Source organism: Streptomyces aquilus (assembly GCF_003955715.1).
In the GTDB taxonomy this organism is placed as follows: Bacteria; Actinomycetota; Actinomycetes; order Streptomycetales; family Streptomycetaceae; genus Streptomyces; species Streptomyces aquilus.
In genome coordinates, this window is the sequence record NZ_CP034463.1 from 509,091 (window position 1) to 527,934 (window position 18,844).

Here is an 18,844-nt window from a genome sequence, read left to right on the forward strand (position 1 = left end):
ACCCCAATCCGCCGGGACAGCGCGGCCCCCTGCATCGCAGACCCTCATCCCTCTTCCCTCCGTATCGCAGAAAGAAGAAACCCATGCCTGTCAACATTTCAGAAGCTTCGCCCGCCCCGTCCCTCTTCTCCCCCGTCTCTCTCGGGAAGATCGAGCTCGCCAACCGCATCGTCATGGCACCGCTGACCCGGGTCCGGGCCGGTTCCTCCGGTATCCCCGGAGATCTGATGGTCGAGTACTACCGGCAGCGGGCGAGCGTCGGAATGATCATCACCGAGGGCACCTACCCCGACCACGCGTCGCAGGGGTACGTCGGTGAGCCGGGCATCGCCACCGACGAGCAGGCGGCCGGCTGGCAGCGGGTGTTCGAGGCGGTGCACGCCGAGGGCGGCCGCATCGTCCTGCAGATCATGCATGCCGGCCGCGGCACCCACCCCGACATCAACGGCGGCCGCCGCATCCTCGCCCCCAGCGCGATCGCCATCGACAACAAGACGTTCACCGAGAAGGGCGAGCAGCCCTACCCCGTACCGGAAGCGATGACCACCGCAGAGATCCGTGCAGCCCTGGAGGACTTCGTCACCGCGGCCCGCCGGGCCATCGAGGCGGGAGCGGACGGCGTGGAAATCCACGGCGCCAACGGCTACCTGCTCCAGCAGTTCCTCTCCCCGGCGGCCAACCAGCGCACCGATGGCTACGGCGGCTCGCCGCACAACCGCGCCCGCTTCGTCGTCGAGGTCGTCACGGCGGTCGCCCAGGCCGTCGGTGCCGAGCGGGTCGGGCTGCGGATCTCGCCGGAGGTCGTCCTCGGGGACGTCTTCGAGACCGACCGGGACGACGTCCTGGCCACCTACGGCACCCTGCTCGACCAACTGCGCCCGCTGGGCCTGGCCTACCTCTCCATACTGCACACCGAGCCGGGCGGCGACCTGGTACAGGAGCTGCGGCGGCGCTTCGACGGCAAGCTGATCGTCAACAACGGCCCCTTCGGGGGACAGACCACCCGCGAGCAGGCGCTCCAGCAGATCGAGGCCGACCACGCCGACGCCGTGGTCGTGGGCCGGGCCCTCATCGCCAACCCCGACCTGGTCGAGCGCTGGCGGGGCGGCCACCCGGAGAACGAGCCGCGGCCGGAACTGTTCTACGGGCCGGGCGCCGAGGGCTACACCGACTACCCCTTCCTCGAAGCGGCCTGAGACCCACGGTCACGCCTGTCCATGCGGCAGCCCCACTCCCCCATGGACAGGCGCCCGACCGGCGACACGGTGCCCGCTCCTTTACGCCCGCGGCCACACCGGCGATCACCGGCTCGAGGACCGTCGGGTCCGTCAGAGCGTTGGCGGTCCGCAGGTTCCTGGCCGGCAGCCTGCCTTCGGTGACCTCGTCGAGCACATCGCTCTCGCGCATGGCCACCGCGCCGGCCTTCTGGCCACAGCTGACGCCTGTGACAGTCGACTGACCGAGCGCGGCCCCTACAGGCAGGAAGACTTCGCCGACGGGCTGAAGGCGTTCTACGACGCGGGCACGTCGGCGTGCGTTGCCCTGGATGCGGTGATGGGTCCGCAGGTCTTGCTGGCGGCCCTCACGCTGGCCGGAAGCGATCGCGAGCAGGCGCACCAGCTACTCCTTGACTACGCCGCCGAGCAAGGCAGTTGCTCGTCGTACACACCCGATGACTCCCACACCCTGACCGACCTGAGGATTCAAAGGCGTCCCGGCTGCCGATGAGCCCTTGGAGCCCCGCGGGCACACGCCGCGGAGACGATCGAGGCCCTCGCCGACCCCGCCTGCACAACAGCACGCACGTCACCGGCGACCGGCGGCTCCGATCTCGGCCTCACCATCGCCTTCGTAATCACACAGTCACTGACAGACAGGAGTGAGGACCCACGAACGTCCCCCGTTTGACGATGCCCCACCACAGGGTTGCACTGGATTCATGGGTGCTGCGGCGACTCCGTCCAAGGGAGAGCAGCGATGCCAACCATGGAAACGTTCAACCTTCTGCAGCCGTACAAGATCGCCGACGAGACGTTCGTCATTCCGTGGGCCCTCGAGGCCCCGCCGGTCGGTCACTTTCCGATGAACTCGATGGTGATCCGGGGCACCGAACCGATCATCGTGGACACCGGGGCGCCCGCGGTGCGCTCCCAGTGGCTGGAGGCGGCCTGGTCCGTCGTGGATCCCCTGGACGTACGGTGGATCTTCCTCACCCATGACGATCGCGACCACGCCGGCAACCTCCTGGCAGTCCTCGCCGAATGCCCGAACGCGACGCTGCTGACGACATGGTTCTCCATCGGCCGCATGGCCGAGGAGTGGGAGACGCCCATCAACCGCTGCCGTTTCATGACCGACGGAGACACGATCGACGCGGGCGACCGCACCCTGCTCGCCAAACGACCGCCCCTGTACGACAACCCCACTACCCGCGCCCTTTTCGACGCGAAGACCAACGTCCTGTGGGCCGTCGACACCTTCGCCACCAACGTGCCCACCCCGATGCCTGACACAGCGGGGCTGTCCGCGGACGAGTTCCGCGACGGCCAGTTCTTCGGCGGACGGCTGGTCTCGCCCTGGGCCGCGCTGCTGGACACCCAGAAGTTCCGGACGGTCGTGGACTACTTCCAACACCTGAACGCCGAGGTCATCGCCGGCTGCCATTGCCCGGTCCTGCACGGCCCTCAGGTCTCCCAGGCCTACGACTTCCTCCGCCAACTCCCCGAGATCCCTCCGTGGACAGAGTTCACCCAGGCCGATCTGGACCAGTGGATGACGGCAGCCGAGACCTCGATACCCCCGGAACAACCGCGACCGTCGGGGACGTGACCCAGGTGTGCGGAGAGGTCGTTTTCTCCCGATGTCACATCCTGGAATACGTGATTGACGCGTAGATGTCGGGTCGCGCCAAAGGACGGTGGTTTCTCCGGCGAGGCGGCGAGCTCGACGAAGTGCCGGCGGCAGCCCCCGTCAACCCAGCCCTTCCGCACGCCGACCTGCTCGGCGACGACCTGATCCGAGACGCGGGATCGCGCAGCGAGGCCGGATTCGCCGTTCCTGCACCACGCGTTCGTACTGGTACATACGTAGAGGTCGAGGCCCTTGCCGGGCCTTGGCCCCACCAGGGTGCAGGGCGCTCGCTGCTGCGCGCGAGACGATCCAGACCCATCTCACCCGCATCTACCGCAGGCTGGGCATCCGCTCGCGCTCACACCTGGCGCACTGCATGACACACCTCGGCGCCGTTGGACACCGCATCATCAACTGCATCCCACACCTCGCGGTCGAACCGGTCGTCAAGCTCGACCGCGGTGAACTCCTGCCATGCCGCGCAGTCGATGAGCAAACAGACGGGCGCTCCCGCGGTCTTCGCGTCGTTCGGGTTCCAACGGGTGCGGCTCGACGGGGAGGTCGCGCCGGGCCCCGGCAAGACGAGTCTCGGTCCGGGAGCCGGATCCGCAGCGGGCGGCGGATCTGGAGTTGTTCTTCTTCCTCAAGCACCTGTAGCCCGTTCCACCTCCGCCGGCACCTGGTCCGGTGTGGTGTGCGCAGCCGGATCGGGGGAAGGGTGCGGCACCGTCGAGTCTGCCGCGGGCTTGGTCCTGGCCAGCCACAGGCCGGTGAAGACCGCGGTGGCCAGGGTGACGGCGCCGGCGACGACGAAGGCGTTGCCGAGTCCGGTCTCCAGGGAGGCGCCGTCGGTTTGCCGGGCGCGGACGACGGCGCCGAGCACCGCCACGCCCAGCACCGCGCCGATCTGCCGGGTGGTGCTGCTGATGCCGGAGGCGAGGCCGCCCTCCTGCGGACTGACCGCTTGGATGGCGGCGCCGGTCAGGGGGGACATCGTCAGGGCGAAGCCGACGCCGATGACTCCCAGCCGCCACCACACGTTCCCGTAACCGGTGTCGGCGTGCACCGTGCCCAGCGCCAGCAGCCCTGCGCCGGCCAGGGCCAGGCCGATGGTGACGACGACGCGGAAGCCGTACCGGGCGGCGAGTCGGCCCGCGAACGGGCTGACGATGACCATGGCGAGGGAAACGGGAAGGGTCTGCAGGCCGGCACGCAGGATGGAGCTGCCCTGGACGTACACGAAGAACTGGGAGAAGAAGAACGACGAGCCCATGAGCGCGAACCCCACCACGATCATGGCGGTGTTCGACACGGTGAACAGCCGCTCCCTGAACAGTCGCAGTGGCAGCATCGGTGCGGAGCGACGCGCTTCGACGGCGACGAAGGCGGCGAGGAGGATCGCCGCCGCGGCGAAGCTTCCCAGGATCACCGGTGCGGTCCAGCCGCGGGCGCCGCCCTCGATCAGCCCGTAGGTCAGGGCCCCCACCGCCAGACAGGACAGCACCGTGCCCGGGACGTCGATCGCGGGGGCGTTCGGATTGCGGGATTCGCCGAGGTGGCGCAGGCCGACCAGCAGCAGGACCACGCCGATGGGCAGATTGACCAGGAAGATGGCGGGCCAGCCGAAGGCATCGGTCAGCACGCCGCCGGCCACGGGCCCCGCGGCCAGACCGATGCCGCTGAATCCGGCCCACAGCCCGATCGCCTTGATGCGTTCTCGCGGTACGGGATATGCGGCGGCGAGCAGGGCCAGCGAGGCGGGGCTCAGCGCCGACGCCCCGACGCCCTGCAGCATCCGGCCGGCGATCAGCCAGCCGACCGAGGGCGCGAGGCTGCACAGCACCGATGCCGCGGTGAACACCGCCGCGCCGGCCAGGTACACCCGCTTGCGGCCGAACCGGTCGGCGAACACGCCGCCGGACAGCAGCAGCATCGCGACCAGCAGCACGTACGCGTCGACGATCCACTGCAACCCAGTCAGCTCCGTGTGCAGCCGCTGCTGCATGTCGGGCAGCGCCGCTCCGACGATCGTGTTGTCGAGCAGCACCATGAATTGGCCCAAGCAGGTCACCGTGAGCAGCACGGCCCGATCGGGTCGACCGCCTCCAGCCGCAGGCGATGCAGCCATGGGATTCCTCTCCCTCGTCGTCGCGCCTCACCCCAGCCGATACGGCCGACCTCCGGGCGCCCTAACGCAGTTATGAACTGCGTTAGGCGACTATAGGGAGACTCCACCCACTAACGCAAGTCCCAACTGCGTTAAGATGAGGGGATGGAAGAGCGACAGAGGACCCGGCGACCCGGCGGGCGCGGCGCCCGGGTCGGCGCGGCGGTGCATCAGGCCGTCACCGACCTGGTCAACGAGCGCGGCTACGGCAAGTTCACCGTCGGCGACGTCGCGGCTCGCGCGGGTGTGGCCGACAGCAGCATCTACCGCCGGTGGGGCAACCTGGAGGCCCTGCTCGCCGACGTGGTGCTCACCCGCCTCAACGCCAGGTCACCCATGCCCGACACCGGGAGCCTGGCCGGCGACCTGCGCACGTACGCGGCCCAAGTGGCCCGCGAGATCACCGGACCTGACGGCCTGGCCCTGCTGCGCCTGGCCGTCGCCCTGTCCGGCAACGGCGAGCAAGGCGTCCAGGCACGCGACGACCTCCTCGCCGAACGCGCCCGCCAACTGGAGTCCATGCTCGATCGCGCCCGCGAGCGCGGCGAACACGCACCCGACGCGCTCGGCGTGCTGGACCATGTGATGGCCCCGATGTACATCCGCGTCCTGTTCGGCCTCGGGCCGCTCACCGCGGACTATGTCGACGGACTGGTCGACCGACTGGTGTGACTGCACGTCTCCCCCACCGACCCACTCCGCGACAGCCAAGTCCGCACCGGCCGCCGGCTCGCCCTTGGGCTGGTTGCTTCGGCTTGTCGGTGGCCCTGGCCCACCACCCGCCGCACCTGCTGCCGGTGCGGCCAATGAGGGTCGAACAGCCAGTCTGCGGGCGACCCAGGGGGCGCGTCGCCCCAGTTCCTCTCCTCTCCGGAGGCGCGACGCAGGCACGATCTGCGGTGGGACGAGGCGCCGTTGGGCACCCTCGCAAACGGATCACGCGCCGGCACCGCCGTCGACGGGCAGGATCGCGCCGGTCACATACGAGGAGCGGTCGCTCAGCAGCCAGGCGGCGGCCTCGGCGATCTGCCGGGGCTCGGCCATCCGGCCCAGCGGAATCGTGGCGGTGATCTGCTCGACGATGCCGGGCGTGGCCGCCTCCCAGGTGTCGATCATCTCGGTGGAGGTGCCGCCGGGGGTGATGCCGTTCACGCGGATGTTGGCGGGGGCCCAGTTGACCGCGGCGGTCTCGGTGAGGCTGTTGAGCGCGCGCTTCATGGCCCCGTAGGCAGGCAGGGCGGGGTTGGCGCGGCGGCTGCCGATGCTGGAGGTGTTGACGATGGCCCCGCCGCCGCCCTGTCGCATGAGGGCCGCCTCGGCGGTCATGGCGGTCCAGTGCGAGCGGAAATTCACGGCGAACTGCTCGTCGATGTCCTCGTCGCTGATGGCGTCGACCGGGCCGAACTGCTGTTGGGGGATCCCGCCGTTGTTGAAGGCACCGTCGAGCCGGCCGTGCAGCTCCTCGACGCGGCCGATGGCGGAGCGGATGCTCGCGCCGTCGGCGAGATCAAGGGTGACCGCGTCGGCGACGCCACCGTCGGCGCGGATCTCGGTCACGATCCGGTCGAGGGCGTCGGTGCCGCGGGCGGCCAGGACGACCTTGGCGCCCTCGCCGGCGAAGAGCCGGGCGGCGGCAGCGCCGATACCACGGCTGGCGCCGGTGATGAACACGACCTTGCCGTTCAGCAGGCCGATCGGGGTGATGTCTGTGTTGGTGGTCATGTCAGCAGCGTGTGCCGGTTTCCCGCCCCGATACAGGCACAAGCCGTACCAGGATCCGGCTCCGCGCAGCGTGCAGACTCGGAGTATGGACAAGCAGGAGCTGGGCACCTTCCTGCGCAGCCGCCGCGAGCGGCTGCGGCCTCAGGACGTCGGTCTCCCCTCAGGCCCGCGGCGGCGGACACCGGGCCTTCGGCGCGAGGAGGTGGCGGTCCTCGCGCACATCTCCACGGAGTACTACATCCGCCTCGAACAGGGCAGAGCCGCCTCACGACCCTCCGGCGAGGTCCTCGCCGGCATCGCGGACGCACTCCTGCTCACCGACGCCGAATCCCATCACCTCCACGTCCTGGCGGGCACCGCCCCCAACCGAACCGCACTGCACCGGCGCGACGTCCGCCCGAGCATCCTCGCGCTGCTCGAGCGGCTGCCGCAGACGGCCGGCTTCGTCATGTCCGCCGCCTTCGAGGTACTCGCCTGGAACGACCTCGCGGCCGCGCTCATGGAGGACTTCGCCGCACTCGACCCCAAGGACCGCAACCTGGCGCGCCGGGCATTCCTAGTCCCGCAGCGCGACGACGCGCCGCTGTACGGCATCTCCGACGCCGCCGAGTTCCGTCACCACGTGGTCCGGGAACTACGCTCCGCCCTCGCCCGTTACCCGGCGGATCCCGCGGTGACCGGCCTCGTCGACGAACTGCGCGACGCCAGCGCCGACTTCGCCCGGCTCTGGGAGCGGCACGACGTGCAGGCCGCAACGGTGCTCACGAAGACCTTCCGCCACCCGGCCGTCGGCGAGATAACCGTCGACTGCGACTCACTCGCGCTCACCGACCGCGACCAGTACCTCGTGCTCTACAGCGCCCCTCAAGGATCCCCAAGCGCCGAAGCACTGGCCCTTCTGAACGTCCTTGGAACCTCGGCCGCCGAGTATCGGCACTAGCACGACAGTCCAGGCGTCGCTGAAGGCCGCCGGTGGCTGTCGGCGGTGGGTGCGTTTCAGTCCGATCCTGCGGGGTCGGGCTGCGGGATGCCCTGCTCCGGCAGGCTCGTCGTGGCGTCCCACAGGCGGGTGAACTGCCTGAGCCGGTGTTCGACGTGGGCGGGGCGGGCGTTGAGTGTGGTCTTGGCGTTGACGTCCTTGGTGTCCTGGTCGATCTCGTAACTCAGTTCCCGGTCGAAGATGATGAAGTCGCTCTGGGTGCCGAGCCGCGCCCAGGGCGGCAGTTGGGAGAGTGCCACCACGCGGGAGTCGAGCCCAAGAGCCCGTTGGTTGGCGCACAGTGCCAGCACTTCCGCGTCGATGTGCTGTTCGTCGTCGACGAGGAACAGCCGGCGGACCTGCACACCTCGTGCCAGGGCGTCGCTCTGCGCCTCCAGGTAGCGGGCGGCGGGCTCGCTGCCCCAGAAGTGCCGGTCGACGGAGGTGCTGGTCGCGTCGAGGCTGTGCTTGATGCAGCGGGTCAGGTCGATCAGCCAGTCCTGGTTCTCTCCCAGGCAGTCCGCGCTGCGGTTGCTGAGGTTCTCCAGCAGTCCGGCCAGGCGCTCGATCTCCTCGCTGGCGAAGGTCTTCACGGTCTCGTTGTTGAGCTCGCCGCACTCCGTTGCCCGGCGGGCGAGTTTGATGACCGCGTCCGAGCGCAGCACCGAGCGGTCGACGTTGCTGAACAGTTCGGTCGCCGCGTTGATCTGCCGGAACCGGTCGTCGACCAGGGTGGTGAGGGCGACGTGATGGCTGATCAGGTTGTCCTTGACGTCGCGGATCAGGTCCGCCTGGCTGCCCTCGATCTCGACCAGACGTTTCTCGAAGTCGACGAGGTACTGCACGATGAGGGCCGCGCCGCCGATGACGATGGAGGCGGTCAGGTTCCACACGTCGCCCGCCCCTTGGTTCGCGTCGACCGCGTTGGTGACGAGCAGTGCGATGACGAAGACCACGGAGGTCACCAGGGTCTTCATGAGGACCGGCGGGATCCGCAGTCCCCTATTGTCGGGCCGCCTGGGCGGCGGGGCGGGGGACGGTAAGGCCGGGTTCGCCGGTGTGGTGGTGGTCGCTGGTGCTCCGTTCATGTCGTCTCCCCCGTCGTTAAGGGCCTATGGGCTGCCTCGTCAAGGCGTTGAGCAGGGCAAGGCGGTCCCGGATCCGCTGGACGAGGTTGTCCCACTGGCGGGTGAATCCGGGGTTTTGCTCGAGGACGTTCCACAGTCCTCGAAGCGCGTGGTCGCCGCGGGCCGCGGGCATCCACAGGTGGATCAGGTGCTCGACGGCCGGGCGCAGTGCGGTGAGCGCGTCGGGCCCCTCGGCCGGGCCGAGTCTGCCGTCGAGGAGGCGCACGACGGTGGTGAGGAGCCAGTCGTGCAGTGCCAGGTCCTCGCACAGGGCGGCGACGGCGGCCGGGTCGGTGGCGGCGGGTACCCGCAGCCGGACCGTGCGCAGGTCGTCCTCGGTGAGGGTGAACTCCTCGATCACCGGTCCCTCTCCCGGCTCGGCCTGCCGGGCAGCCCAACGCAGCCTGGTGTGGCGGGACTTCAGGGGGGCCTTCTGGTCGAGCAGCGGGTGCCGGAGCAGGGTGGTGAGGGTGCCGTCCGCGATCAGGCCGAGGTCGAGTTCGCCGTGTCCGGCCCCGTCGAGGACGCCTTGGGCCGCCTCGTGTTCGGGAAGCCGGCCCAGGGGTTCGAGCACTCCGGGATGGATGAGGTAGTGCCCCCAGGGGCGGCGCCGTTCGGGGCCTCGGGCGAGGGCCCGGACATGGGCGCTGCTCTGCAGGATCCGGCCCTCGGTGAGGGCGGCGCGCGTGGCGACGGTGCCGACGACACGCACCTTGGCCCCGTTGGAGGTGGGCATCCGGCAGTCGACGCCGGTGAGGGTCTGCGGGGAGCGCACGTAGAGATTGGGGCGTTCGGAGACCAGGACGCGTTCGTCCGGGCGCAGCCGCAGCAGCTGGGCGGCGGCACGGGCGTCCAAGGGGTTCAGCGAGGGCAGCACACAGGTGCGGATCTCCCCGCAGGCCAAGACCGGGAGCGCCGGGGGCGTGGCCGGTGGGGCCGGTGGGGCCGGTGGGGCCGTCACCTCGACGGCTCCGGGCAGAAGACGTAGGAGACCCGGTCGGCCACCGAGTCGGGGGGCGTGATGCCGTCCGCGTGTGCGCGGGCGGTGATCTGCTCGACGGCGCCGTGGTCGACGTCGGTCTGGTCGAGGATGATCCGCACCGCGTGCTCGACGGGGAGGAACCGGGCGGGTAGCACGGAGCACGTGCGGTAGGCGCAGAAGGGGGCGGCGGCGGGGTTGAGCTGGGTCAGCGGCGGCAGTTCGTCCCAGCTCCGGGGGTGGCCGCGAGGGCTCGCGGGGCGCGGGAGCAGGACCGGTTCGCCTTCGTTGCGCAGGAGGCCGAGGCGGGCCAGCTGCCAGACGGCGGCGAGGAGGGGGCAGGACCAGGTGCGGTTGCCGTCCTTGTCGTCGTCCCAGAGTTCGACGTCCAGGAAGACGGAGTGGCGGCGGGCCGCGGTCTCGGTGGGCGGCTGCCAGGGGGCCGTCCTGCGCATGGCCTGGGATCGCCCGGAGGGGCTTCGCTGTCCGTTGGCGAGCCAGCCGGACTCACTGACCGGCGGGCGGGCGCCGTAGCTGCCCGGGGGCGGTGATTCGACGAGGCGGTGGGCGACGGACTGGGCGAGGGGGACCTTGTCGGCGATCGCGCAGGCGGATTCGCGGGCCAGATAGTCGATGACGAGGCCGGCCCCCTCGGCCGCGTCCAGAACGAGTGGGAGGAGTTCGGCCGGGGTGGAGAAGCGGCTGAAGTAGTCGTCGACGAGGAAGCAGGTGCTGACGCGTGGCCGGGCGGCGCCGGTACGGGCGGCGATGTCGGCGCGGGCCGCGTCCGCCCAGGGCCGTACCCGCGTGAAGAGCTCACGCAGACGATCCGGGCCGCCTTCCAGGTCCTCCATGTACAAGTGGCCGATTTCCAGGGAGAGATGGGAGAGAGGTACCGCGATGGTGCGGCTCTGTGCCGTGGTCTCCCGGAAGACGTCGGTCACGGCTTCCCCCAGTGGGTGTCGTCGGTGAGGCGTCCGGCGATCGCTTCCAGCGCGTCCAGCGTCTCCTTGTTGGCGATCTTGGTGGCGACGACCTCTTCCTCGGTGATCAGCTGTTCCCGCCACTGCAGGATCGGCTCCAGCGGCACGGTGCCGAGCAACACCGTGTCTCCGATGCCGAGTTCGGAGGCGAGTCGGCGCAGTCGTTCGTCGTACATCTGCATCCAGGCGGACTGGGCGGGCGAGACGTGCGACCACAGCGAGGAGTCGGGGTCGGGTACGGCGGCCCGGACGAAGCGGATCACGGCCCGCAGTGCGTCCTTGTCGTGGCCGAGTTCGGCTCCGCCCTCCAACAGGCCGCGAGCGGCGTAGACCAGCCCTGCCGCGGCGATGACGTGCTGTCGGGTCCAGCGGTGGAAGACCACCCAGCGGTGCGGGACGTTGCGCAGTTCGGGCCGTGCGGTGGCTTCCAGGACCATGTCCATGGCGTAGCTGCGGCCGGCGCTGAGGTCGACCAGGATCAGGTCGAACTCGCCGTGCAGGCGCAGGAAGAGGTTGACGCAGCGCTGGACGGAGTCCTCGTCCGTGACGAACTCGCCGCCGCTGACGTCGCCGGGGAGCAGCACGAGTCGTCCGGCTCCGATGGTGTTGCGTCGCAGTACGGGATGTTCGGTGCGGCGCCAGACGTCGACCCGGGCCGGTTCGGGGGCGGTGCCCTCCAGATAGGAGTGCAGGCCGCCCTCGCCCGTGCCGCGCAGGATGTCGGGGACGTCGAAGACGGCGGGTGCGGTGGGTGAGCCGAAGTCGAAGTCGACGTAGGCCACATGGTCACCGGCTAGGGCTCGCTGGTAGGCGAGGTTCGCGCTGGTGACGGAGCGGCCGGTGCCTCCCTTGTCGGAGGCGGCGAAGACGATCACCGCCACACCTCACCCGCGGCGGCGCTGCGGGCCTGGGCGAGCGTGTCGAGTTCACCGAGCACGGACAGCGCGAGCGCACCGGCGGTGCCGGGTTGGTCGCCGACGAGTTCACGTGCCCTGCGCAGCCGGATCTCGATGGTGCGCAGGGACTTGGCGTGGTCGCTGTCGGAGACGACGGCGGACCGCATCTGCTCCCGGCCGAAGCGGTGGGTGGCCTCGCTGAGCAACGCGGTGGCGAAGGAGCCGAGTTCAGGGCTGCCGACGGGCTTGCGGTCGTAGAAGTTGTACGCGGCGACCATGCATTCGGTGAGGCGTTCGGTCATGCTCCAGGAGGGCGAGCCCTCGCGTTTGGGTGCGGTGGGGAAGACCGCCTGGGCGTCGTCCCACAGGTCCGTGCCCTCGCCGTCGGCGATGCGCCGCTGCCAGAGGTGGTCGAAGGTCTCCTCCGCCAGCGCCAGCAGTTCGTCCTGGATGGCGGCGCTGCGGGAGTAGGTTGCGAGTTGGACGGTGCGTTTGAGCAGGTGCGCGGAGAAATCGGTGACCGTCCACTCCAGGGGCGGGCCCAGCTGCTCGCTGCCCTGGAGGGGCAGGACGACTCCGGGGCTGTGCAGTTCCAGAGCGGAGTCATCGCGGGTGAGCGGGCTGGTGATGCGGCCGCGCTCGGCGAGTCGGGCCAGGACCTCGGCGGTGCGGGCGAAGTCCTCGTCACCGGCCCGGCTGCGCACCAGGTCGTGGACGACGAGGGACGCCACGGAGAGGGAGAAGTACTCGGATTCGAGCTTCTGGTGGGTGACGCGCCAGGGGATGTCCTCCAGCGGCCACCGGTCGGCGCTGAACCGGGCGAGGGCGGACCAGTACTCCCGGGTGACGGTCCAGCGCAGCCGCAGTGCCTCGGCGAGTGTCTGCTGCTCCTGGTCGAGAAGACCGAGGGTGAGGGTGCGGTCGGAGGACAGGTCCTGGATGCCGTCGAGGGCGACCACGGTGAAGTACAGATAGGGAATGGGGTCCGCCACGCCGACGCTCTGGCGGCCGATGTGCTGCTCCGTGCCGTCCTTGTCGGTGCGGGTGACGGGCGGTGCGTCCTTCACCACGCCCCAGGCCCAGCCGCATTCGAACATCATCCCGGGGTCCTTGAGGCCGTCTTCGACGTCCACGCCGAGCGTGATGCGGTTGCCGATGGTGGCGCGCAGGGTCTCGAAGCGTTCCTGGAACTGACGCAGGACCGCCCGCTCGGAGAGCCTGCGCCGGCCCAGGGTCCGGCTCAGCCGCCGTCCCTGGGTGGTGTCGGCGTCGAACACGCTGACGGTGAAGGACCGCAGCAGACCGACCATCGCCGCGGTGAGCCGCCTGCTCGTCGCTTCCCTGAGGTCCTTGACTGCTTCACGCAGGTCGGAACGGACGGTGGGGCCGGTGAACTTGTCGAGGAAGCCGAGTGTGGCGAGGCAGAGGGTGACGGACATGGAGTAGGAGTCGACTACGCCGAGGTCCCGCTGCTGGGCGGTGATCTCCGCGTCGGGGTCGGGGGTGCTGAAGTAGTGGCCGCCGCCGAAAGTGGGAGTGCCGTCCTCCTCCGCGTGATTGTGCATGAACTCGCGGAGGGCTGCGATCAGCGCGGCGGGGATCTCGGTGCGCCCTCCTGCCAGACGGAGGGCGCGCTGCACGTCCTTCTGGGTGGTGTCCGGCTCGTCCAGACGGAACTCGGGGATCTCGGTGGCCGGATACATGAGGCTCAGCAACCGCTCGGCGTCCGCGACACTGCTGCGCCCGCCGGAGTCACCCCAGGCGAAACGCCCGCCGTCGAAGGAGTGCCGTGCGATCGCTTCCCAGATCTGGAGCAGATGAGCTCTCGGCTTGATCTCCATTCCCAGCCCTTCAACCAGGTCGTCCCGCACACCGCCCGTTCTCTGCCACCGGCGGGCGGAAGGGGAAGTTCATTTCCCGGAACGCCGTACTCCACATGCGAGGATCATTCCCGTGTGACCAGGTCGCACCAGATGGTCAGCGTCGCTCAGACGCACCATCTCCGGCTCACACGCATAAGGGGCGAGCGCGTTCTCGACCTGCTCCTTGTCGACATCACAGGCCGGAAAGTGCTCATCCCCCACGTCGTACCCGCGTGAACCCTCCATGAACGCGGCGGCGAAGGGGGCACCGGGCGCGAGAACATTCATGAAGCAGTCGACAGCCTGCTGGAACTCGTCCAGCGAGGTGGAGATGGATTCGGCCACAAAGAACATCGTGCCGACCTGGTACTTGCCCGCCGATCTCCGAAACCCCAGCCAGTTCCGCCGCCCCATCTTGAACAGGTTCCCCGGCTCTACGCGGGCCACATCGCGGAATTTATTCCTCCATTTCGAATCCAGATCGGCGTAGCCCTTCTCATGGCACAGCACTTTCCAGAAGGCCTCCCAGTTCTGATCCACCTGGTCGCACTGCTTGCGCAAATATTCGATGTTCTCCGGAGCTCGCTCAAAAAGCGTGATCCCACTGCACCACGGAAGCATCGCCAGCGCCGGATAGAGGTTGCCGCCAGCGCCCATGTCAATACCCAGAACCGGACGTCCCGCACCCGCACCCCTGTTCTTGAAGTGACGGCTGAAGTGCCTACCCACGATGGAGAGGATCTCTGCATCCGCGGGCAGAAGATCAAGATAATTCTGCGCGACATACGCCTTGTTATTGAATTTGTTCCAGGGTGCCTGATCATTTCGGACAGGCGCGTCGACCGGGGCTGGAAAATGCATCGCACCAGCGTACACGGGACAGCACCGGAGAACAAAGGGCGGAGTGCAAGCGGAGCAGTCGCATCCTGGTCGGAGAATACGCATATCGACCAGCAGACTTGGCCTTGAAGTCGCTTGTTGCATCGGCAACTTACCATCATCCTGATCGAACCCCGAGTCGATTCATTCTCAAGTGGTCAATCAGCACCTCACTTTTCACACCAGGGGGTGAAATGACCGCAGTGCCCTCCCGTCGAACATCAAGGCGCCTCCGAATACGCCATGTCCGAGAAGAGGATCTCCAAGAGCTGTCCCTCCTCGACCGGGAGTCCTTTCCCGAGGAGCCCTACCCCTACTTCGTGCTCCGCCAGATGTTCGACGTCTACCCCGACCACCTGCTGGTTCTCGACGACGGCACCGCTCTCATGGGTTACGTCCTGTGCGGGACCGCACCCGACCTGAGCCGCAGCTGGGTCCTCGGCCTGGGGATCACCCCGGACGAGCGCGGCCAGGGTTTCGGCCGCCTGCTGATGGAAGAAGCACTGCGCAGGCTCCGCGGCCTCGGGGTACGGGAAGTCGTCCTCACCGTTGCTCCCGCGAACAAAACGGCGATCCTCCTCTACGAGAACCTGGGCTTCGTCGGCGAACCCACCCTGCACGAGAACTACTTCGGCCCGGGTGCCGACCGCCTGCTGATGCGGCTGCGGCTGAGCCGACCGGGATTCGGCTGATGGACGAGCACGGCTGGATCGTCAGCCCGCGACAGCGGTACGTCAGCACAGACGGGCTGCTACGGAGCGAGGACACGAGGACACCGGCCCCTGGCGGCGGCACAGCGCACCGCTCATGACGCGGGCTCAGGATCGGGAGAGAACTCCTGAGCCCGCGCCCAAAGGGCGTTGAACCATCTGACCTGGCGGTTGACCCTCTCGCGCTGCGCGTCGAGCGTGGTCTTCACGTTGACTCCCAGCTGGTCCGGCTCGAACTCCAGAGACAGATCCGTGTCGAAGATGACGACGTCCCGCGAGGCCGGCCTGGGATGCGGCTGCTCCACCGGAGAGGGCGGGAGGACGAGATAGCGCACGACGATGCCCACACTGAGCTGCGCCTGGCACAGCCGGGTGAACCGGGCCATGACCACGGGGTCGCTCGCCTCGGATTCCTTGACCATGAAAAGACGGCGGATCGTGACCCGGCGAGCCCCCATCGCCTCGATCTGGGCGTCCAGATACGGTCCCGCCGAATCCGTGCCCCAGAAGCGCTGGTCGACAGAGCTGCTCGTGGCGTCGATGGTCCGCTGGGCGCACTGCGTGAGCCGGATGAGCCACTCGTTGTTGTCCCGTGGCCAGTGCGCACTCATGCCGGTCAGGTCGGTGACGACGGAGGCGAGGCTCTCGACCTCCGAGCGGGCGAACGCCTTCACTATCTCCGGCCCCTGCTGACCGACCCGCCTCAGATTCTTGATCAGGCGTTTGGCGTCGCTGGTGCTCATCCCCGCATCGTCGAGATCGCTCAGCAAGGCGGCTGCGTCACTGAGGTGGTCGAAGTGCTCCTCCAGCCGGCGACTGCGCTCCATGTGACCGGTCTCCACCATCCCCAGCCGCTGCTCGAAATCGACCATGTACTGCACGATGAGCGCGGACCCACCGATGACGACCGCCACCGCGATCTTCCACAACTCGTCGCCGGACTGCTTCACCAGGTTGGTCAGCACGTACGCGACCATGCTCACGACGACGGTAATGAGGATCTTGAGCACGAGCGGCGCGACGTGCACCCCACTGGTGGCGGGTCGTGGTGTGCCAGGATCTCCCTGCACGTTTCTCTCCCCCCGTCAGATGCTCACCGGATGATGCCCGTTCGCCCCAACGCCGGCACCTCCCGGCCCGAGCAAAGCCGAAAAGACACCAACCGCCCTCGAACGCGCGCGGTGCGTGCCTCCTGCTCGGGTGGGACACCTGTCGGGAACCGCGCGGCTGGGCCGGAACACCCTGTCCCCTTCAAGTTCCAGACCCGAACGCAGTAGGTGCACCTGCCGGAGAAGCACGGAAAACGGCGCGGCGCGTCCGCGGGTTCTCCCCCTGCTCCAGGCGTAGGCGGTGGTGTTCGGACATCCTGTTCAGGCACCTGTGAAAGATCACTGCAAGGAGACCCCAGTGCGCCGCCCGACCCGGAAAGCCTTCGCCGCCCTCATCGCCGCAGCCGGCCTCGCCCTCCCCCTCCTCACCCCCACACCCGCCTCGGCTGCCACCACCACCAGCCGCTTCGCGAACTACCGCTACGGTGACTGCCTGCGCGAGACCTCCGAAACCGGCCTCCAGGGCGACCGCTGCAACACCGGACGCGGCAGCCTGCTGTGGCAGTGGAACGGCCACCTCAACACCAACACCACGCTCAAGAACAACTTCTGGGACCGCTGCCTCGACAGCAATGACCGGGGTGACGTCTACCCCCTGCGCTGCAACGGCGGCTCCTACCAGAAGTGGCGCACCGTCCAGCCCGCCGCCCGCAGCGCCGTCATGCTCCAAAGCGTCGGCACAGGCCTCTGCCTCTACCAGCAGGACAACGGCTACTACCGCACTGCCGGCTGCGACCGAAACGCCCAGAACCAGCGCTTCACCATCGGCTGAACGGATCTCCCGACCACTACCGGATGCCGCCGGGCAAGCAACTCTTCTGGCTGGCCGAGCGGCTGTCTGGGAGTGCAGAGCGTCGAAGGTGACCACGGTGTCGACCAGGTCGCGTTCGGCGGGCTTCGTCTTGAAGACGGTGATCTCGTTGATCTCGTTGGTCTTGGAACCGACCTCGCGTTGGGCGGTGACCAGGCCGGTGTCGGTCATCGCGGCGAGCAGGCGCGCTTGGGCGCCGTCGGTACGGCGGGCGCCGCGAACCGGCTTGCCGTCCACCGCCAGTGAGCGGCGGGGCCGCTGGTCCGTGTCCTGGCTGGCGGACGTGCGGCGGGGACGCAGGGCTGCGAGCCAGGCGCCGACCGCCGCATCGAGGGCGTCGCCGTCGGTGCGCTGCAGGACTCGGCGGACGGTGCCTTCTGGCGGAGCGCTGGGGCCGGTGGGTTCGCGGTTCGGACCGCCGAGCGCGCTGAGCACTCAGGCCGGTGCGCCGGCCGCCCATTCAGCGATCGCCTTCAGCGATTTCGCGCCGGCCGGCACCGGGCACGCAGCGAGCGCGAGGATGAACGAGAGGGGATGGCGGCGGCCCTTGGCCCGGCACGGATCGGGCACCGTCACAAGGCAGTCCAGCAGATGACCGCTGAACGACGTGGCCTTGCCTTCCCGCACCTTCACGCCCACCCAACAGGAAGGTCAGGTGCCCTGACCTGCGGAGCACACGGCGCCTTCTCGGTCGGGTGCCCCAGAGTGCCGCGCAGGGCCATCGATACATCCCATATTTAGCATCCTCCAAGTCGGTCAAATAGCCCATATTCCGACTATTCATTGCCGGGATTCGTCAGGCATCTGGACAAGCACCCGACCTATGCGCCTTAATCCGTCTCATGTCATGGACGCTCCAGAGAAACCACTGTGTGGCTCCAGCCGTCGTTCGCCACAGCGGTGCCCCGTGGTGAAACTCTTGTCCCACCGTCCCTCACGCGACACTCGGCCGGTCAGCCGGTGGCGAACCGCGCACGCCACGCTTCTCGCCCTACTCGATGCGGTGGGGAGCACCTGGTACGGCTTCGGTAACGACTACTTCGAGGCGAAGGTCGGCGTGGCCACCAGCAGCACCCCCTGCGGCCCGTACAACTACCGGGGCAGCTTCCGGCCTCTGGGCAACGTCAGCCGTGACCTGGGCCTGAACCAGGAAACCGACGGCACCGGTTACCTGCTGACCGGGGACCGCAACAACGGCGGCCTGCGGATCGACAAACCCTCTGCGACTACTTCTCGGTGGACAGCTCGGTCGCGCTCCTGGGCGGCGGCAGCGTCGAGTCCCCGGCCATGGTGAAGGTCGGCGGCACCTACTACATGCTGGGGTCGCACCTGACGGACTGGTCCCTCAACGACAACGTCTACGCCACCGCAACCTCCCCCAGCGGACCGTGGTCGGCCTGGAAGGACCTGGCCGCGCCCGCACCAAGACGTACGCGAGCCAGACGGCCAACATCATCATGGTCCGTCGACAGCGAGGTCCCGTCCGCCGGGACCTACACCCCTACCAACAGGGCCAGTTCGATGCTGCTGGACGTGTCCCGTGCCTCCATCTCCAACGGAAGCGGTGGACCAGGAGAACGCCGGCAGTGCCAGTGCCGGCAGCGAGCACTGGACCCTGTCCTGACCTGCTGACAGCAGCCGGGCCCGGCCGGCGACCGAGCCCCTGTGGGGGGTGGCCCCACACACCGCGCCGCAGACGTCGACAACCCCAACACCATTCTTCAAGGACGAACAGGAAGGACTTACAGTGCCGGATTCCATCTCGCGCAG

General features: G+C 68.7%; 20 protein-coding genes. 9 read left to right on the top strand and 11 right to left on the bottom strand.

Features of this window, described 5'->3' with window-relative positions:
* Nucleotides 1-83: 83 nt before the first annotated feature.
* The gene (locus EJC51_RS02505) at nt 84-1,196 is read left to right on the top strand and encodes an alkene reductase (protein WP_126269484.1); all 1,113 of its coding nucleotides are present in this window, start codon (nt 84-86) and stop codon (nt 1,194-1,196) included.
* A 781-nt stretch (nt 1,197-1,977) separates the two neighbouring features.
* Nucleotides 1,978-2,829, top strand: a complete 852-nt coding sequence (locus EJC51_RS02515) for an MBL fold metallo-hydrolase (protein WP_244362396.1) — start codon at nt 1,978-1,980, stop codon at nt 2,827-2,829.
* Between the two features lie 379 nt (nt 2,830-3,208).
* Here EJC51_RS02515 and EJC51_RS47605 read toward each other — a convergent pair whose 3' ends face one another.
* Together EJC51_RS47605 and EJC51_RS02520 are read right to left on the bottom strand one after the other, a co-directional pair.
* Nucleotides 3,209-3,346, bottom strand: coding sequence for a hypothetical protein (locus EJC51_RS47605; protein WP_166682811.1), 138 nt, complete (start codon nt 3,344-3,346; stop codon nt 3,209-3,211).
* 147 nt (nt 3,347-3,493) lie between these two features.
* Complete coding sequence (locus EJC51_RS02520) at nt 3,494-4,978, bottom strand: MFS transporter (RefSeq protein WP_126269485.1); 1,485 nt, start codon at nt 4,976-4,978, stop codon at nt 3,494-3,496.
* 144 nt (nt 4,979-5,122) lie between these two features.
* On the opposite strand from EJC51_RS02520, the gene EJC51_RS02525 reads away from it, so the two are divergent.
* Nucleotides 5,123-5,689, top strand: coding sequence for a TetR/AcrR family transcriptional regulator (locus tag EJC51_RS02525; protein WP_126269486.1), 567 nt, complete (start codon nt 5,123-5,125; stop codon nt 5,687-5,689).
* A gap of 264 nt (nt 5,690-5,953) precedes the next feature.
* On the opposite strand, the gene EJC51_RS02530 is transcribed toward EJC51_RS02525, so the two are convergent.
* Nucleotides 5,954-6,739: an SDR family NAD(P)-dependent oxidoreductase gene (locus EJC51_RS02530; protein WP_126269487.1), complete on the bottom strand. Its 786-nt coding sequence runs from the start codon at nt 6,737-6,739 to the stop codon at nt 5,954-5,956.
* Nucleotides 6,740-6,824: 85 nt separating this feature from the next.
* Between EJC51_RS02530 and EJC51_RS02535 the strand changes: the two genes are divergently transcribed.
* The gene (locus EJC51_RS02535; RefSeq protein WP_126269488.1) at nt 6,825-7,679 is read left to right on the top strand and encodes a helix-turn-helix domain-containing protein; all 855 of its coding nucleotides are present in this window, start codon (nt 6,825-6,827) and stop codon (nt 7,677-7,679) included.
* Nucleotides 7,680-7,735: 56 nt separating this feature from the next.
* On the opposite strand, the gene EJC51_RS02540 is transcribed toward EJC51_RS02535, so the two are convergent.
* From EJC51_RS02540 to EJC51_RS02565, 6 genes are all read right to left on the bottom strand, one after another.
* Nucleotides 7,736-8,806, bottom strand: a complete 1,071-nt coding sequence (locus EJC51_RS02540; RefSeq protein ID WP_126269489.1) for a DUF6879 family protein — start codon at nt 8,804-8,806, stop codon at nt 7,736-7,738.
* 16 nt (nt 8,807-8,822) lie between these two features.
* On the bottom strand, nt 8,823-9,806 hold the full coding sequence (locus tag EJC51_RS02545) for an SCO2521 family protein (RefSeq protein WP_126269490.1): 984 nt from the start codon (nt 9,804-9,806) through the stop codon (nt 8,823-8,825).
* Nucleotides 9,803-10,768 carry an SCO2522 family protein gene (locus EJC51_RS02550; protein WP_126269491.1) on the bottom strand — a complete coding sequence of 322 codons (966 nt, stop codon included), beginning with the start codon at nt 10,766-10,768 and terminating at the stop codon, nt 9,803-9,805. The genes EJC51_RS02545 and EJC51_RS02550 overlap by 4 nt, the downstream gene beginning before the upstream one ends.
* A complete protein-coding gene (locus EJC51_RS02555) occupies nt 10,765-11,682 on the bottom strand; it encodes an SCO2523 family variant P-loop protein (RefSeq protein WP_126269492.1) in 918 nt (305 codons plus the stop codon). The genes EJC51_RS02550 and EJC51_RS02555 overlap by 4 nt, the downstream gene beginning before the upstream one ends.
* Nucleotides 11,679-13,544 (bottom strand): SCO2524 family protein, encoded by a 1,866-nt coding sequence (locus EJC51_RS02560; RefSeq protein WP_126269493.1) that lies wholly within the window; start codon nt 13,542-13,544, stop codon nt 11,679-11,681. The genes EJC51_RS02555 and EJC51_RS02560 overlap by 4 nt, the downstream gene beginning before the upstream one ends.
* A gap of 69 nt (nt 13,545-13,613) precedes the next feature.
* Nucleotides 13,614-14,426, bottom strand: a complete 813-nt coding sequence (locus EJC51_RS02565; RefSeq protein WP_126269494.1) for an SCO2525 family SAM-dependent methyltransferase — start codon at nt 14,424-14,426, stop codon at nt 13,614-13,616.
* A gap of 212 nt (nt 14,427-14,638) precedes the next feature.
* Between EJC51_RS02565 and EJC51_RS02570 the strand changes: the two genes are divergently transcribed.
* On the top strand, nt 14,639-15,136 hold the full coding sequence (locus tag EJC51_RS02570) for a GNAT family N-acetyltransferase (RefSeq protein ID WP_244362399.1): 498 nt from the start codon (nt 14,639-14,641) through the stop codon (nt 15,134-15,136).
* Nucleotides 15,137-15,249: 113 nt separating this feature from the next.
* On the opposite strand, the gene EJC51_RS02575 is transcribed toward EJC51_RS02570, so the two are convergent.
* On the bottom strand, nt 15,250-16,224 hold the full coding sequence (locus tag EJC51_RS02575) for a DUF6879 family protein (RefSeq protein ID WP_126269495.1): 975 nt from the start codon (nt 16,222-16,224) through the stop codon (nt 15,250-15,252).
* Between the two features lie 337 nt (nt 16,225-16,561).
* On the opposite strand from EJC51_RS02575, the gene EJC51_RS02580 reads away from it, so the two are divergent.
* Nucleotides 16,562-17,035 carry an RICIN domain-containing protein gene (locus EJC51_RS02580; protein WP_126269496.1) on the top strand — a complete coding sequence of 158 codons (474 nt, stop codon included), beginning with the start codon at nt 16,562-16,564 and terminating at the stop codon, nt 17,033-17,035.
* A 72-nt stretch (nt 17,036-17,107) separates the two neighbouring features.
* Nucleotides 17,108-17,320 carry a hypothetical protein gene (locus EJC51_RS02585; RefSeq protein WP_126269497.1) on the top strand — a complete coding sequence of 71 codons (213 nt, stop codon included), beginning with the start codon at nt 17,108-17,110 and terminating at the stop codon, nt 17,318-17,320.
* Nucleotides 17,321-17,509: 189 nt separating this feature from the next.
* Here the strand turns inward: EJC51_RS02585 and EJC51_RS02590 are convergent, their stop codons facing one another.
* Nucleotides 17,510-17,713, bottom strand: coding sequence for a transposase family protein (locus EJC51_RS02590; protein WP_126269498.1), 204 nt, complete (start codon nt 17,711-17,713; stop codon nt 17,510-17,512).
* 364 nt (nt 17,714-18,077) lie between these two features.
* On the opposite strand from EJC51_RS02590, the gene EJC51_RS02595 reads away from it, so the two are divergent.
* Together EJC51_RS02595 and EJC51_RS48180 are read left to right on the top strand one after the other, a co-directional pair.
* Entirely contained in the window at nt 18,078-18,368 is a 291-nt protein-coding gene (locus EJC51_RS02595; protein ID WP_208870676.1) for a glycoside hydrolase family protein, read from the top strand.
* Entirely contained in the window at nt 18,311-18,706 is a 396-nt protein-coding gene (locus EJC51_RS48180; protein WP_208870677.1) for a glycoside hydrolase family protein, read from the top strand. Before EJC51_RS02595 ends, EJC51_RS48180 begins: the two co-directional genes overlap by 58 nt.
* The last annotated feature ends 138 nt before the right edge of the window (nt 18,707-18,844 follow it).

Coding starts and splice junctions, on each gene's coding strand:
- EJC51_RS02530 (WP_126269487.1), bottom strand. CDS start 6,739: ATGACCACCAACACAGACATCACCCCGATCGGCCTGCTGAACGGCAAG.
- EJC51_RS02535 (WP_126269488.1), top strand. CDS start 6,825: ATGGACAAGCAGGAGCTGGGCACCTTCCTGCGCAGCCGCCGCGAGCGG.
- EJC51_RS02540 (WP_126269489.1), bottom strand. CDS start 8,806: ATGAACGGAGCACCAGCGACCACCACCACACCGGCGAACCCGGCCTTA.
- EJC51_RS02505 (WP_126269484.1), top strand. CDS start 84: ATGCCTGTCAACATTTCAGAAGCTTCGCCCGCCCCGTCCCTCTTCTCC.
- EJC51_RS02560 (WP_126269493.1), bottom strand. CDS start 13,544: ATGGAGATCAAGCCGAGAGCTCATCTGCTCCAGATCTGGGAAGCGATC.
- EJC51_RS02565 (WP_126269494.1), bottom strand. CDS start 14,426: ATGCATTTTCCAGCCCCGGTCGACGCGCCTGTCCGAAATGATCAGGCA.
- EJC51_RS02525 (WP_126269486.1), top strand. CDS start 5,123: ATGGAAGAGCGACAGAGGACCCGGCGACCCGGCGGGCGCGGCGCCCGG.
- EJC51_RS02520 (WP_126269485.1), bottom strand. CDS start 4,978: ATGGCTGCATCGCCTGCGGCTGGAGGCGGTCGACCCGATCGGGCCGTG.
- EJC51_RS02570 (WP_244362399.1), top strand. CDS start 14,639: ATGACCGCAGTGCCCTCCCGTCGAACATCAAGGCGCCTCCGAATACGC.
- EJC51_RS02515 (WP_244362396.1), top strand. CDS start 1,978: ATGCCAACCATGGAAACGTTCAACCTTCTGCAGCCGTACAAGATCGCC.